At 66.7% G+C, this 12,075-nt stretch carries 16 protein-coding genes; 5 read left to right on the top strand and 11 right to left on the bottom strand.

Features of this window, described 5'->3' with window-relative positions; translation table 11 throughout:
* Window positions 1-31: 31 nt before the first annotated feature.
* The 8 genes from OS124_RS23325 to pyk all read right to left on the bottom strand — a co-directional run bounded on the left by OS124_RS23325 (window position 32) and on the right by pyk (window position 5,783).
* Entirely contained in the window at window positions 32-241 is a 210-nt protein-coding gene (locus tag OS124_RS23325; protein WP_010137423.1) for a YrhK family protein, read from the bottom strand.
* Window positions 207-686: an ASCH domain-containing protein gene (locus OS124_RS23320; protein WP_010137422.1), complete on the bottom strand. Its 480-nt coding sequence runs from the start codon at window positions 684-686 to the stop codon at window positions 207-209. The genes OS124_RS23325 and OS124_RS23320 overlap by 35 nt, the downstream gene beginning before the upstream one ends.
* A 679-nt stretch (window positions 687-1,365) precedes the next feature.
* A complete protein-coding gene (locus OS124_RS0101130; protein ID WP_010137421.1) occupies window positions 1,366-1,989 on the bottom strand; it encodes a hypothetical protein in 624 nt (207 codons plus the stop codon).
* Window positions 1,990-1,993: 4 nt separating this feature from the next.
* Window positions 1,994-3,058, bottom strand: coding sequence for a phenylalanine--tRNA ligase subunit alpha (gene pheS, locus OS124_RS0101125; RefSeq protein ID WP_010137420.1), 1,065 nt, complete (start codon window positions 3,056-3,058; stop codon window positions 1,994-1,996).
* A gap of 270 nt (window positions 3,059-3,328) precedes the next feature.
* On the bottom strand, window positions 3,329-3,694 hold the full coding sequence (gene rplT, locus OS124_RS0101120; protein ID WP_010137419.1) for a 50S ribosomal protein L20: 366 nt from the start codon (window positions 3,692-3,694) through the stop codon (window positions 3,329-3,331).
* A gap of 12 nt (window positions 3,695-3,706) precedes the next feature.
* Complete coding sequence (gene rpmI, locus OS124_RS0101115) at window positions 3,707-3,913, bottom strand: 50S ribosomal protein L35 (RefSeq protein WP_010137418.1); 207 nt, start codon at window positions 3,911-3,913, stop codon at window positions 3,707-3,709.
* A 114-nt stretch (window positions 3,914-4,027) separates the two neighbouring features.
* Window positions 4,028-4,258 carry a hypothetical protein gene (locus OS124_RS0101110; protein ID WP_010137417.1) on the bottom strand — a complete coding sequence of 77 codons (231 nt, stop codon included), beginning with the start codon at window positions 4,256-4,258 and terminating at the stop codon, window positions 4,028-4,030.
* 70 nt (window positions 4,259-4,328) lie between these two features.
* On the bottom strand, window positions 4,329-5,783 hold the full coding sequence (gene pyk, locus OS124_RS0101105) for a pyruvate kinase (RefSeq protein WP_010137416.1): 1,455 nt from the start codon (window positions 5,781-5,783) through the stop codon (window positions 4,329-4,331).
* A 121-nt stretch (window positions 5,784-5,904) separates the two neighbouring features.
* Between pyk and OS124_RS0101100 the strand changes: the two genes are divergently transcribed.
* From OS124_RS0101100 to nhaA, 5 genes are all read left to right on the top strand, one after another.
* Window positions 5,905-6,645 (top strand): N-formylglutamate amidohydrolase, encoded by a 741-nt coding sequence (locus OS124_RS0101100; RefSeq protein WP_029375081.1) that lies wholly within the window; start codon window positions 5,905-5,907, stop codon window positions 6,643-6,645.
* Complete coding sequence (locus OS124_RS0101095) at window positions 6,642-6,929, top strand: hypothetical protein (RefSeq protein WP_010137413.1); 288 nt, start codon at window positions 6,642-6,644, stop codon at window positions 6,927-6,929. Before OS124_RS0101100 ends, OS124_RS0101095 begins: the two co-directional genes overlap by 4 nt.
* Before the next feature lie 16 nt (window positions 6,930-6,945).
* On the top strand, window positions 6,946-7,299 hold the full coding sequence (locus OS124_RS0101090; protein ID WP_010137412.1) for a 5-carboxymethyl-2-hydroxymuconate Delta-isomerase: 354 nt from the start codon (window positions 6,946-6,948) through the stop codon (window positions 7,297-7,299).
* Between the two features lie 15 nt (window positions 7,300-7,314).
* Entirely contained in the window at window positions 7,315-7,626 is a 312-nt protein-coding gene (locus OS124_RS0101085; protein WP_010137411.1) for a DUF1244 domain-containing protein, read from the top strand.
* A 159-nt stretch (window positions 7,627-7,785) separates the two neighbouring features.
* Window positions 7,786-9,000: a Na+/H+ antiporter NhaA gene (gene nhaA, locus OS124_RS0101080; protein WP_010137410.1), complete on the top strand. Its 1,215-nt coding sequence runs from the start codon at window positions 7,786-7,788 to the stop codon at window positions 8,998-9,000.
* Between the two features lie 223 nt (window positions 9,001-9,223).
* On the opposite strand, the gene OS124_RS0101075 is transcribed toward nhaA, so the two are convergent.
* The 3 genes from OS124_RS0101075 to dgcA form a co-directional block, all read right to left on the bottom strand.
* Window positions 9,224-9,934, bottom strand: coding sequence for a hypothetical protein (locus OS124_RS0101075; RefSeq protein ID WP_010137409.1), 711 nt, complete (start codon window positions 9,932-9,934; stop codon window positions 9,224-9,226).
* Window positions 9,935-10,124: 190 nt separating this feature from the next.
* The gene (locus tag OS124_RS0101070; protein ID WP_010137408.1) at window positions 10,125-10,988 is read right to left on the bottom strand and encodes a D-amino-acid transaminase; all 864 of its coding nucleotides are present in this window, start codon (window positions 10,986-10,988) and stop codon (window positions 10,125-10,127) included.
* Between the two features lie 351 nt (window positions 10,989-11,339).
* A partial coding sequence (dgcA, locus tag OS124_RS0101065; protein ID WP_010137407.1) for an N-acetyl-D-Glu racemase DgcA occupies window positions 11,340-12,075 on the bottom strand: 736 nt, incomplete at its 5' end.

Here is a 12,075-nt window from a genome sequence, read left to right as displayed (position 1 = left end):
ATGCGCCAGAGCTTGATTTCCCGCGCCAGCCTCAGCGAGGGCTTTGCGGCGAAGAACACCGAGCCGACAAGAACAGCCAGGTTCCGGCGCGTTGCAGGCTGTCATCGAAGAACAGCACCGAGCCGACGATGAAGCAGAGCGCGGCGAGGAAGTCGACCAGCGTGTAGACGATCTCGAACAGCGCGTAGATGCGGCGGGTCTCGGCGTTACGCTCGCGGTTCTCGTGGTGGAAGAGGGGCATCGGCGTCTCCGTCTTTCTGGTCGGGGCCCGCTTGGTCGCCGCCCGTCCGGGCGCTCTCCGTCAGGTCGCGGGTCATGCGGAAGCGTTCGCAGACCAGCATCAAGTCCGGCGACCAGCCCCCGTTGCGGTTGAAATAGGCCCGGTGCCCGGCCTGCCAAGCAGCGAGGCTGTCGTCCTCGCCCTCGGCCAGGGCGAAGTCCTCGTTCACCTCGTCGAAGCGGCAGGTGAAGACCTCCAGGGTCTCGATCTCAAGCGCCGGGGTGCCGTCCCAGCTCAGCGCGATGTCCCGCCGCCCGACCTGCGGCAGGGCCTCGCCGCCCTCACCGAAGTCGCGCAGCGCGCCGCAGGTGGCGGTCTTTGCGCCCGAGCGCACGAGGTCCAGGAGTTCGGTACAAAGCGCCTCGCTGTCACCGAAGGTGAAGGTGATCTGGTCAGCGGTGGACATGCGCGGCTCCCGGTCGGTTCGGGGACACATTGGCCTGTTTGGCCCGGAGGGTTCAAGGTGGCCGGGCCGGAGGGTTCGGCGGAGGTGCTTCCCGGTGCGCGGCCGGTTCGGCGCTGAGACCGGGCACCGAAGGGGTTCGGGGACGGGCCCCTTCCCCATGGGCAAGGCCGCGCAGGCATCAGGGCTTGAGGCAACGAAAGGGCGCAACGTCGGGCCTCCGCCCCAGTCGGGACGCTTGCGGGCTAGCCAGCCCCCGACCCGAGGCTCCGCCCGTTCGGCTCTGAAACCGTCCCTCGGACGGTTTCCGAAACGGGTCTCACCCCCATGGGCAAAGCCGCGCGGGTATCGGGACTTAGAGCAAAGGAAGAGTGCAACGTCGGGCATATGCCCCAGCCGGGTCGCTTGCGGCCCGGCCAGCCCCCGACCCGGGGCTCCGCCCGCTCGGCCCTGAAACCCTCCCCCGGACAGTTTCCGAGACGGGCCTCTCCCCCATGGGCTAACCGTTCCGTGAGCCGGAAAGTCAGTAAAGAGAGGAGGGGACGTCGCCCTTATGCCCAGCCGGGACGCTTGCGGCCCGGCCAGCCCCCGACCGCCCCCATGGGCGGGGGCTACGCCCCCACCCGCGGTAGGGGGATGGCCTTGGGGAGTCGCTATACTAGCCCGACAGATAGACCTCAATCTATTCAGGCGCACTCAGCTCGATCGGCGGCTCACCATATTCAGCTCGCATTGCATTCACCAAGTCATTCAACGAACTCCGCCACATCTCAGCAGTCTCGCTGACGATACTGCTGAGATGTAACTCAAAATCCGACCTACTAATGTCGGCAATCTCGCCGTCTATCCGCAACTTCGCTTTCAACTGCTTGGGAAATTCATAGAAGTACGACTGAACTCGGGCCCCGGGAACTTCCACACCCGCCCCGCCTACGAGCAAAAGGCGCAGGAAAAGCGCATCGGCTTCGCGGCGAACGTCGCCGATCTCCCTGAATACTTCTTCTATGCTCTGCCAAGGGGTACCACCAAGTCTTGGATCGCGTCCAAGTGACACCAGCCTGCTATCAAGAGCCTTAAACTCGGCACAAATCTCGTAGTACCTAAGCCTTCGATCCTTCGAGATCTCGTTCTTGCGGTCGACTTCCTTTTGCTTTGGATAGACCCGTTGGGCGATATAGAGCGCCGTGCAAGATGCAACGGCTGCAGCGAACAACGTCATACCCGCCTGCAATACCTTCGGATCAGCAAACCAGATCCACGAGAAATCACGGCAGATGCTCTCACATACCGTGATTGTCTCGCTCATGGGCTCAAACCCCGCCGCGAATGGTCGGCACTTGCAGCGCGCTGAACCCGTAGTGCCTCAGCCAGCGCAGGTCGCTGTCGAAGAAGGCCCGCAGATCGGGGATGCCGTATTTCAGCATGGCGATCCGATCGATGCCCATGCCGAAAGCGAAGCCCTGCCACTCGTTCGGGTCGATCCCGCCCGCCTGAAGCACCTTGGGGTGGACCATGCCGGACCCCAGCACCTCCAGCCAGCCGTCGCCCTCGCCGACCTTGACGGTGCCGTTCTCCCAGGAACACTGGATGTCGACCTCGGCCGAGGGCTCGGTGAAGGGGAAATGCGAAGCGCGGAAGCGGGTTTTGACCTTGGTGCCGAAATAGGCCGAGAAGAACTCCTCCAGTACCCACTTCAGGTTGGCCATCGAGATGTCGCGGTCGATGGCCAGGCCCTCGACCTGGTGGAACATCGGCGTATGGGTCTGGTCGTAATCGGCGCGGTAGACGCGGCCGGGGCAGATGATCCGCGTCGGCGCGCCGGTGGCCTCCATCGAGCGGATCTGCACGGGCGAGGTATGGGTGCGCAGCACGTGGGGCGGACGGTCGTCACCCTCGGCGCGGTGCATGTAGAAGGTGTCCATCTCGGCCCGCGCGGGGTGGTGGCCGGGGATGTTCAGGGCGTCGAAGTTGTACCAGTCGGTCTCGATCTGCGGCCCCTCGGCCACGGCGAAGCCCATGTCGGCGAAGATCGCGGTGCATTCCTCCCAGACCTGAGAGACCGGGTGGATGGTGCCCTGGCGCTGCGGGCGGGTCGGCAGGGTGACGTCCAGCCACTCGACCTTCAGGCGTTCATCCAGCGCGGCATCGGCCAGAGCGGCCTTCTTGGCGGCCAGGGCCGAGTTGATCTCGTCCTTGAGGGCGTTCAGCTTGGGGCCCATGAGCTGGCGCTCTTCCGGGGTCATCTTGCCCAGTTCGCGCATCTGCAGGGAAATTTCGCCCTTCTTGCCGACGGCCTGAACGCGCAGCTCTTCCAACGCGGCCTCGCTGCCCGCACCGGAAATCAGCCCCAGGTATTTCGCCTTCAGATCGTCCATAACCGCCTCCGTTCGCAGACCGCGTCGGGGTTACCACAGGTGGGCGCGAATGCAAGCTATAGCGGGGCCGCACCGCCTGCCCCGACCCCGCCGCGGATGGGCACGGGGGACCCGGTTGGCGCCCGGCCCATCTCCATCCAATGGCCGGAAATACTCCGGGGGGTCTCGGGAACCGAGACGGGGGCTGCAGCGCCCCCTGGCGCGGCCACGACAAAGAAAAACCCCGCTCCGGGCGGAGCGGGGTTTCCTGTCTCTCGGATCCTCCGGCGCTTACGCGGCCAGGGCACCCTTGGCCTGGTCGACGATGGCAGCGAAAGCTTCCGGTTCGTTGACGGCCAGGTCGGCGAGGACCTTGCGGTCGACTTCGATGCCGGCCAGGGCCAGACCATTGATGAAACGCGAGTAGGTCATGGCTTCGTCATGCGCACGGACACCTGCGTTGATCCGCTGGATCCACAGGGCGCGGAAATTGCGCTTGCGGTTCTTGCGGTCGCGGGTTGCGTACTGGTTGGCCTTGTCGACGGCCTGACGGGCAACCTTGTAGGTATTCTTGCGACGGCCGTAGTAGCCTTTTGCCGCCTTGATGACCTTCTTGTGACGGGCGTGGGTCGTGGTACCACCTTTAACACGGGACATATCGCGACCTCCTTATTTCTTCTTGGCGTAGGGCATCATCGGGCGGATGATCTGCTCATCGGCCTTCGACAGGACGGTCGTGCCGCGAGCGGTACGAATGAACTTGGTGGTGCGTTTGATCATGCCGTGGCGCTTGCCGGCCTGACCAACCAGGATCTTGCCGGTCCCGGTCACCTTGAAGCGTTTCTTGACGCTCGACTTGGTCTTCATCTTGGGCATTTTCGTCTCCTCTTGCAGAGTGTGCACGCGACTCGGCATGCCTCGTCGGCCGGCCGCGCAGGTAGAGTTGGGGCGTATATGGGCGGATTCGCCTTTTGGCAAGGGGGTAGGCGGTCAGAGACTGCGCAGGACCTCTGCCAGCACCCGGATGAAGACATCCGGCAGCTCCGCGGGGGCATAGCGGCGCGGATCCGAAAGATAGGCCCAGAGGGTCATGCCCGCCCCGGCACAGAGCGCGAAGGCCGAAACAGAGGGCAGCCGCCGGTCCGCCCAGGCAGAGACCAGGGCGGGAACCGCAAGCAGGCAGAGCAGGACACCGCCTGCATAGATGTAATCAAAGCTCATGCCCCGGCCCTACCTCAAAGGGGTGCCGGGGCAAAAGGGTAATACCGCCTCTTCGTGGCCTCCTCGGGGCCTATTCGGGGTCAGCGGCGAAGATCAGGCGCTCTTCGCAGGGGGCGACGCGCAGGATGTTGGTGGTGCCGGAGGTGTTGAAGGGCACACCGGCCGTCACCACGATCGAGTCGTTCTCGCCTGCCAGACCGCTGGTGCGGGCGCCGCGCGCGGCATTGACCACGGCCTGCTTGAAGCGCGACAGCTCGCCCACGACCTGGCACATCACGCCCCAGGACAGGGTCAGGCGGCGCGCCGTGCCGCGCAGCGAGGTCAGCGCCAGGATCGGCACCCGGGGCTTCTCACGGCTGACCAGCAGGGCGGTTGTGCCGGACTGGGTAAAGCAGCAGATGGCGCAGATGTTGGTGGTCTCGGCGATCTCGCGGGCGGCGGCGACGATGCCCTCGGCGACGGAGCCCGCCCCGGCGATGGAGGACCGCTGCGCCTCGATCACCTCGCGGTAGAGACCGTCGGTCTCGACCTCCCGGGCGACGTTGTCCATGGTGCGCACGGCTTCGACCGGGTACTGGCCGGCGGCGGATTCAGCCGAGAGCATGACCGCGTCGGTGCCCTCGTAGATGGCGGCGGCGACGTCCGAGACCTCGGCCCGGGTGGGCATCGGGCTTTCGATCATCGATTCCAGCATCTGGGTGGCGACGATCACCGGCTTGGCGGCGGCGCGGCACTTGCGGATCAGGCGTTTCTGGATCGGCGGCACGGCATGGACGGGCAGCTCGACCCCCAGGTCACCGCGGGCGACCATGATGCCGTCGGACACGGCCAGGATGTCATCGAAGCTTTTCACCGCGGCGGGTTTCTCGATCTTGGCAAGGACGGCGGCGCGGCCATCGACCAGCCTGCGGGCCTCGTGCATGTCCTCGGGGCGCTGCACGAAGGACAGGGCGATCCAGTCGACCCCCAGCTGGCAGGTGAATTCCAGGTCCTTGCGGTCCTTTTCCGACAGCGCGGCCAGCGGCAGCACCACGTCGGGCACGTTGACGCCCTTGCGGTTCGAGATCGTGCCGCCCACGGTCACTTCGCAATTGGCGAAATCGGGGCCGCAATCCTTCACCTTCAGGCGGATCTTGCCGTCGTTGACCAGCAGCGACGAGCCGGGCTCCAGCGCCGCGAAGATCTCGGGGTGGGGCAGGTTCACGCGGCTGATATCGCCGGGCGTGTCGTCCAGGTCGAGGCGGAAGTCCTGGCCCTCGACCAGGTCCTCGCCCGTCTCTGAGGCGAAGGTGCCGACGCGCAGCTTCGGGCCCTGAAGGTCGGCCAGGATGCCGATCACGCTGTCCATGTCCCGCTCGATCCGGCGGATGATGCGGTGGCGTTCACGGATCTCGTCGTGGCTGCCGTGCGACATGTTCAGGCGGAAGACATCCGCCCCGGCTTCGTGAAGCGCGCGGATCGTCTCGTAGTCCGATGAGGCCGGCCCCAGGGTGGCGACGATTTTCGTGTTGCGCTGACGTCTCATTAAGGTCATCCCCGTTGTCACTGCCCGCCCCTGCGGGTGTGTTAGCGTTCACATTTACCCTAAAGCGTGGCGTTCGGATTGCCAATGGCGCCTATATGTCTCGAAATGAGGTGACACCCGGATGACATATGCTCCTTACCATATTCTTGGCGAAGGGCGTCCGTCCCGCTGGCTGGTCACCTGTGATCATGCTGCCAATACCGTACCGGATTTCATTGCCGGCGGTAGCCTGGGGCTGCCGGAAAGCGAGATGGCCCGCCATATCGCCTATGATCCGGGCGCGGCGGGCGTCACGGCGGCGCTGGCCGAGCGGCTGGACGGCCCGGCGATCCTGTCCAACTTCTCGCGCCTGGTGATCGACCCGAACCGGGGCGAGGACGATCCGACGCTGCTGATGAAGCTCTATGACGGCACGATCATCCCCGGCAACCGCCATGCGGGGGCCGCGGAGCTGGAGGCGCGGCTGGACGCCTGCTACCGCCCCTATCACGCCGCCCTTGGCCAACTGGTCGCGGCACGCGCCGACCGGGTCTACCTGTCGATCCATTCCTTCACCCCGCAACTGAAGGGCCGCCCGCCCCGCCCCTGGCAGATCGGGGTGCTCTATGCCGGGGACGAGCGCCTCTCGGCGCCGCTGATCGCGCGACTGCAGCGTGAGGCGGACCTCTGCGTCGGCATCAACGAGCCCTACGGCGGCCACCTGCCCGGCGATGCGGTGGATCGCCACGCCATCGCCAACGGCCTGCCCAACGTGCTGATCGAGCTGCGCAACGACGTGATCGCCACCCCTGCCCAGCAACGTGCCTGGGCCGAACGGCTGGCGCCGATCCTCAAGGATGTTCTGGCGGAGACCGGGCTATGAGCGGCGGTGCCCGGCTGATCATCGACTTCCACGGGCTGGACGTCCCGAACCGGCTGCTGGTTGGCATCTTCTCGGGCCTCGCACCCTACATGGAAGAGATGGACGACTTCGGCCTGCTCACCGAAGAGCTGCCCCTGCCCGAGGATGGCCTGCCGCTGATCGACCTGCGGCTCGAAGGTCGTGCCGGGCCGGAAGAGCACGACATCGCCCGCGCCCTGGCCGAGGCCCTGGCGGCGCAGCTGCCGCGTGGAACCCGTATCGCCCTGCCCGAGATTCCCGCCTGAGACCGGAGGCCCGACCATGCCCCATATCGTGATCGAATTCGGCGGCCTTGCCCTGCCCGAGGCCCTGCCCGACGCGCTGACCGCCGCCATGGCCGCCCATCCCGAGGTGCCCGCGACCGCCGTCAAGCTGCGCGCCCACGAGGTCAGCGCCTTCCGCCTGCTCTCGGGAGAGCCGGGCTTCGTCAATGTCTGCCTGCGCCTGATGGACAGTCGCCCTGAAAGCCAGCACATCGAGCTGGCCGATGCGGTGATGGCGGTGCTGGAAGCGCATCTTCCGCCCGAAATCGCCCTCGGTGTCGAGACGGCGCGCATCCCCAGGACTTCCTTCCGCAAGCGCAACGGCCTATCCCGGGACCCATCCCGAACCTGATCACAGGAGGACACCATGGACGACCAGACCCGCATCGAACTGGAAGCCGCAGCCTTCCGCGCCTTGCGCGACCACCTGATGGAAAAGCGCACGGACGTGCAGAACATCGACATGATGAACCTGGCCGGATTCTGCCGGAACTGCCTCAGCCGCTGGTACATGGAAGCCGCGCAGGAGCGCGGCATCGACATGGACAAGGAAGCCGCGCGCGAGATCTTCTACGGCATGCCCTACGACCAGTGGAAGGCGCAGCACCAGACCGAGGCCAGCGCCGAGCAGCAGCAGGCTTTCGGCACGGCCTTTCGCGAAAACGTTATCGAAAAATAACCAGATACGGTAGTTTCACCCCCGGACCCTACTTGAGACGGGGGCCAGACACCCCATCTGGGATCACGATACCTTGAGGTCCGCCTCGGGGCAAAGTGCCTTGAGGTTCGCCCCCGAGGCCAAAAGCATGAGCAGACCCTGACGACAGAGGAGACAGGAATGGGGCTTCGGCGCGAATTGGACAAATTTTTCTCGAGCGATGCCTCGGGCGGGATCTTCCTGATCCTGGCCACCGTGATGGCGTTGATCATCGCCAATTCCTCGCTGGGGCCGGCCTATGACGAATGGCTGCACACCTACCTGAAGATCTCCTTCGGCGAGAGCGAGCTGAAGAACAGCCTGCTGCACTGGATCAACGACGGGTTGATGGCGGTCTTCTTCTTCCTGGTCGGGCTTGAACTGAAGTACGAGCTGATCGAGGGCAAGCTGAAGAACCCCGCCGACGTGCTGATGCCCGGCGTCGCCGCGATTGCCGGCATGGCCTGCCCGGCGATCGTCTATGTCTCGCTCAACCTCGGCAACAGCGCGACGCTGGGGGGCTGGGCGATCCCGGCCGCCACAGACATCGCCTTCGCCCTCGGCGTGCTGGCTCTGGTCGGACCGAAGGTGCCCTCGTCGCTGAAGATCTTCCTGCTGACCCTGGCGATCCTCGACGACATGGGCGCCATCGTGGTCATCGCATTGTTCTACACCGCCGACCTGCAGGTCGATTATCTGTTCTTGTCGCTGATCCCGCTGGCCGGCATGTACATCCAGCTGCGCCGCAAGGCCCACCGGGTCGCGCCGACGCTGCTGATGGGCCTGGTTCTGTGGTTCTTCGTGCTGAAGTCCGGTGTCCACGCGACCCTCGCCGGCGTGCTGACGGCCTTCTTCATCCCGATCAAGGACCGCTACGGCAAGTCGCCCCTGCACGCGCTGGAGCACGGCCTTTCGCCCTATGTGCTGTTCTTCATCGTGCCGCTCTTCGCCTTCGGCAACGCCGGCGTGAACCTGACCGGCCTGACCTTTGCCGACCTGCTGGACCCGCTGGCGCTCGGCATCGCGGGCGGCCTGGTGGTCGGCAAGCAGGTCGGGGTCTTCGGCGTGGTCTGGCTGATGGTCAAGACCGGCGTCGCCCGGATGCCAAAGGGAGCCAACTGGGGCCATATCTACGGCATTGCCTGCCTCGCGGGCATCGGCTTCACCATGTCGCTGTTCATCGGCACGCTCAGCTTCTCGGATGCGGCACTGATGAACTCGGTCCGGCTCGGGGTGCTGACGGGGTCGGCGATCTCGGCGGTGGTCGGCTTCGTGGTGCTGCGCATCGCCTCGCGCGATGGCGATCCGGCGGAGGGCCAGGAGGACGAGGCAGAGGGCGCGGCGCAGGCGGCCTGACGCCGCCGCCCTCGTTCTGCCGCACGACGAAAAAGGCCCGGACGGTTGTCCGGGCCTTTCTTCTTGCGTCAGGGTTGGCCGCAGGGGCGCCCGATACGCCCGTCGACAGAGTGCCCGGCCATGCCACGCCCCGGCCCGTGCGCAGGACCGTGCGCCGGACCCGGCAACACCTCCTGCGCAGCCGTCCCGGCGGGCAGCGGGTCACAGGCGCGCGGCCTGCCGATCACTCACCGGGTGGGCTCTTGCGGTTCTTGTCGCCCGGCGCGGCCAGCGGACTGACCTCGACCTCGGGCAGGGGCGCGGGGGCCTCGGGCATCTCCAGCAGCTCTGTCTCGTCGGACAGGATCAGGGTTTCGGCGGGCAGGCGGAAGGTGACCTGGCCCAGCACCCGGTTCGGACCGAGACGGCGCAGGCGCAGCTCGCTGTCCTTGATCTCGAGGTCGCGCACCGGGTAGTCGCGCCCGCCGCCCTGGCCATCGCCGATCCGCAGCAGCGCCTCTTCCGCGCCCTTGTCGGCGTCGATCAGGGCGAAATAGGACGGGTCGGCCTCGGCGGCCATGGATTGCAGCACCTCAAGCACCGCCTCGCTGTCCGTCCGGCGCGCATCACGAAGCGAGCAGACGCCCTCGAAGGCGGTGATCCCGACGACCCCCGCCGCGACCGAGACCGGCGCCGAGATGGCGGCGGCCACCACGCCGGTGACCTCCTTGATCCGGTTGTTGCCGCGCTTGGGATTCAGCAGGTTGGTGCCCGAGACGACATCCGACAGGTCGAAGCCCGCGCCGCTCTTGATCGCATCGCCAAGGACCGAATCGTCGACATCCGACAGCAGCTCTCCCGGCCGGTAGGCACAGAGGTCGGCCAAGGCGGGGCCGGTCGTGGCGGCAAGGCAGAGCAGGACGGCGGGCAGCGTGGACAACAGGGAGGGACGCATGAGGCTCTCGCGGACAGGATTCTGCAGCCTTGGCATGGCGCGGGGGATTCGCACAGCCCTCCGGCGCCACCACCCCGCAGACGGCGAAAAGGCGCGGGCCGAAGCGCGCGCCTTTCCGTGGGCGTAGGGTGGGTGCAACCCACCTTTCCTTGAGGGCGGCACCGACGTGCGGCCCCAGGACATCAGCCCGTCAGACGGCGGCCTTGCGCATCTCGTCCAGGTAGATCTCGCGCAGGCGCAGGGCGATCTTGCCAGGGGTGCCGTCGCCCAGGGTCGCGCCGTCGATCTCGACCACCGGCATGACGAAGGCCGAAGCCGAGGTGGTGAAGGCCTCGTCGGCCTCCTGCGCCTCGGCGATGGTGAAGTTGCGCTCTTCGACTTCCATCTGCGCCTCGGCAGCCAGCTTCAGCACCGCGGCGCGGGTGATGCCGTGCAGGATGTCGTTGGACAGCTCCCGGGTGATGATCTTGTTGCCCTTGACGATATAGGCGTTGTTCGACGAGCCCTCGGTGACGAAACCGTCCTCAACCAGCCAGGCGTCATCGCAGCCGGCCTTCTTGGCCATCATCTTGGCCATCGAGGGGTAGAGCAGCTGCACGGTCTTGATGTCGCGACGGTGCCAGCGGATGTCGGGGACCGAGATCACCTTCGCCCCCTTCTTCGCCGCCGGGCTGTCAGCGAGGCCGGGCTTGTTCTGGGTGAACAGGACCAGCGTGGGCTTGGTCGTCGCCGGATCGGGGAAGACGAAATCGCGATCCCCGTCCGAGCCGCGGGTGACCTGCAGGTAGACGAGGCCCTCGTCGATGCCGTTCTTCTCGACCAGCTGGCGGTGGATCTCCAGCAGTTCGTCCATGGTGCAGGGGCTGGGCATGTCCAGCTCGGCCAGCGAACGCTCCAGGCGTTTGGCGTGGCCGTCGAAGTCGATCAGCTTGCCGCCGAGCACCGAGGTCACCTCGTAGACGCCATCGGCCATCAGGAAGCCGCGGTCGAAGATCGAGACGGTCGCCTCTTCCTCGGGGATGTAGTCACCATTCACGTAGACGATGCGGCTCATGGGCCATTCTCCTGTCGCTGGCGGGCGGACCCGCGTCCTTGTCGGTCGTCCTAGCCCTGCGACGGCGCAGAGGCCAGAGATTTGATGTGATGCCAGGGCGGCAGGCCGCCGGAAGGGGGCGGCAGCCTGCCGGATGCCGGGCGCAGGGGGCGCGCGGCATGTCAGGCGGCAGGTGCGCGGCATGTCGGGCGGAAGGTGGATTGGCATCCACCCTACGCCTGCCGGGCAGGCCTGTGCCAGAAGCGTAGGGTGGGAGAGATCCCACCATCCTGGCCACCATCCGGGCCTTTGCCGGTTCGCCGCACGAGAGGTCCACCAGACCTCTCGCCGGGCCAGGCCCCGGACAGCGGCTCAGCCCCAGAGAGCGGCCGACGACGGATGCACCCCGGCCTCGTCGTAGTGCAGCGCCGCGTCGCGGTCGCGGCCCAGCAGCAGTGGGCCGTCCAGGTCGGTGATCATCGCGCCCTGCGCCACCAGCACCGCCGGGGCCATGGCCAGCGAGGACCCGACCATGCAGCCGACCATCACCCGATAGCCCTCGGCCAGCGCGGCCTTGCGCAGCTCCAGCGCCTCGGTCAGCCCGCCGGTCTTGTCGAGCTTGATGTTCACCACGTCGTACTTGCCCTTCAGCCCGGGCAGGCTGGCGCGGTCATGGCAGCTTTCGTCGGCGCAGACGGGCACCGGGCGCTCCATGCCGATCAGCGCCTCGTCCAGCCCGGCGGGCAGCGGCTGCTCCACCAGCGCCACCCCGAGGCGCACGAGATGCGGCGCCAGGTCGGCATAGACCTCGGCCGACCAGCCCTCGTTGGCATCGACGATGATCTTCGAGGCCGGGGCGCCGCGCCGCACGGCTTCCAGCCGGGGCATGTCGTCGGGCGTGCCAAGCTTGATCTTCAGCAGCGGCCGCCAGGCGTTCTTCGCCGCCTGTGCCTCCATCGCGGCAGGCTCGTCCAGCGACAGCGTATAGGCGGTGACCTCGGGCTTCGGCGCGTCAAGGCCCGCAAGCTCCCAGACCCGCTTGCCCGCGCGCCTGGCTTCCAGATCCCACAGCGCGCAATCCACGGCATTGCGGGCGGCACCCGCGTGC

The organism is Oceanicola sp. S124 (genome assembly GCF_000220565.1).
Lineage (GTDB): Bacteria > Pseudomonadota > Alphaproteobacteria > Rhodobacterales > Rhodobacteraceae > Pseudooceanicola.
This window is presented reverse-complemented; position numbering and strand designations above follow the sequence as displayed.

Coding starts and splice junctions, on each gene's coding strand:
- OS124_RS23325 (WP_010137423.1), bottom strand. CDS start 241: ATGCCCCTCTTCCACCACGAGAACCGCGAGCGTAACGCCGAGACCCGC.
- OS124_RS23320 (WP_010137422.1), bottom strand. CDS start 686: ATGTCCACCGCTGACCAGATCACCTTCACCTTCGGTGACAGCGAGGCG.
- OS124_RS0101130 (WP_010137421.1), bottom strand. CDS start 1,989: ATGAGCGAGACAATCACGGTATGTGAGAGCATCTGCCGTGATTTCTCG.
- pheS (WP_010137420.1), bottom strand. CDS start 3,058: ATGGACGATCTGAAGGCGAAATACCTGGGGCTGATTTCCGGTGCGGGC.
- rplT (WP_010137419.1), bottom strand. CDS start 3,694: ATGTCCCGTGTTAAAGGTGGTACCACGACCCACGCCCGTCACAAGAAG.
- rpmI (WP_010137418.1), bottom strand. CDS start 3,913: ATGCCCAAGATGAAGACCAAGTCGAGCGTCAAGAAACGCTTCAAGGTG.
- OS124_RS0101110 (WP_010137417.1), bottom strand. CDS start 4,258: ATGAGCTTTGATTACATCTATGCAGGCGGTGTCCTGCTCTGCCTGCTT.
- pyk (WP_010137416.1), bottom strand. CDS start 5,783: ATGAGACGTCAGCGCAACACGAAAATCGTCGCCACCCTGGGGCCGGCC.
- OS124_RS0101100 (WP_029375081.1), top strand. CDS start 5,905: ATGACATATGCTCCTTACCATATTCTTGGCGAAGGGCGTCCGTCCCGC.
- OS124_RS0101095 (WP_010137413.1), top strand. CDS start 6,642: ATGAGCGGCGGTGCCCGGCTGATCATCGACTTCCACGGGCTGGACGTC.
- OS124_RS0101090 (WP_010137412.1), top strand. CDS start 6,946: ATGCCCCATATCGTGATCGAATTCGGCGGCCTTGCCCTGCCCGAGGCC.
- OS124_RS0101085 (WP_010137411.1), top strand. CDS start 7,315: ATGGACGACCAGACCCGCATCGAACTGGAAGCCGCAGCCTTCCGCGCC.
- nhaA (WP_010137410.1), top strand. CDS start 7,786: ATGGGGCTTCGGCGCGAATTGGACAAATTTTTCTCGAGCGATGCCTCG.
- OS124_RS0101075 (WP_010137409.1), bottom strand. CDS start 9,934: ATGCGTCCCTCCCTGTTGTCCACGCTGCCCGCCGTCCTGCTCTGCCTT.
- OS124_RS0101070 (WP_010137408.1), bottom strand. CDS start 10,988: ATGAGCCGCATCGTCTACGTGAATGGTGACTACATCCCCGAGGAAGAG.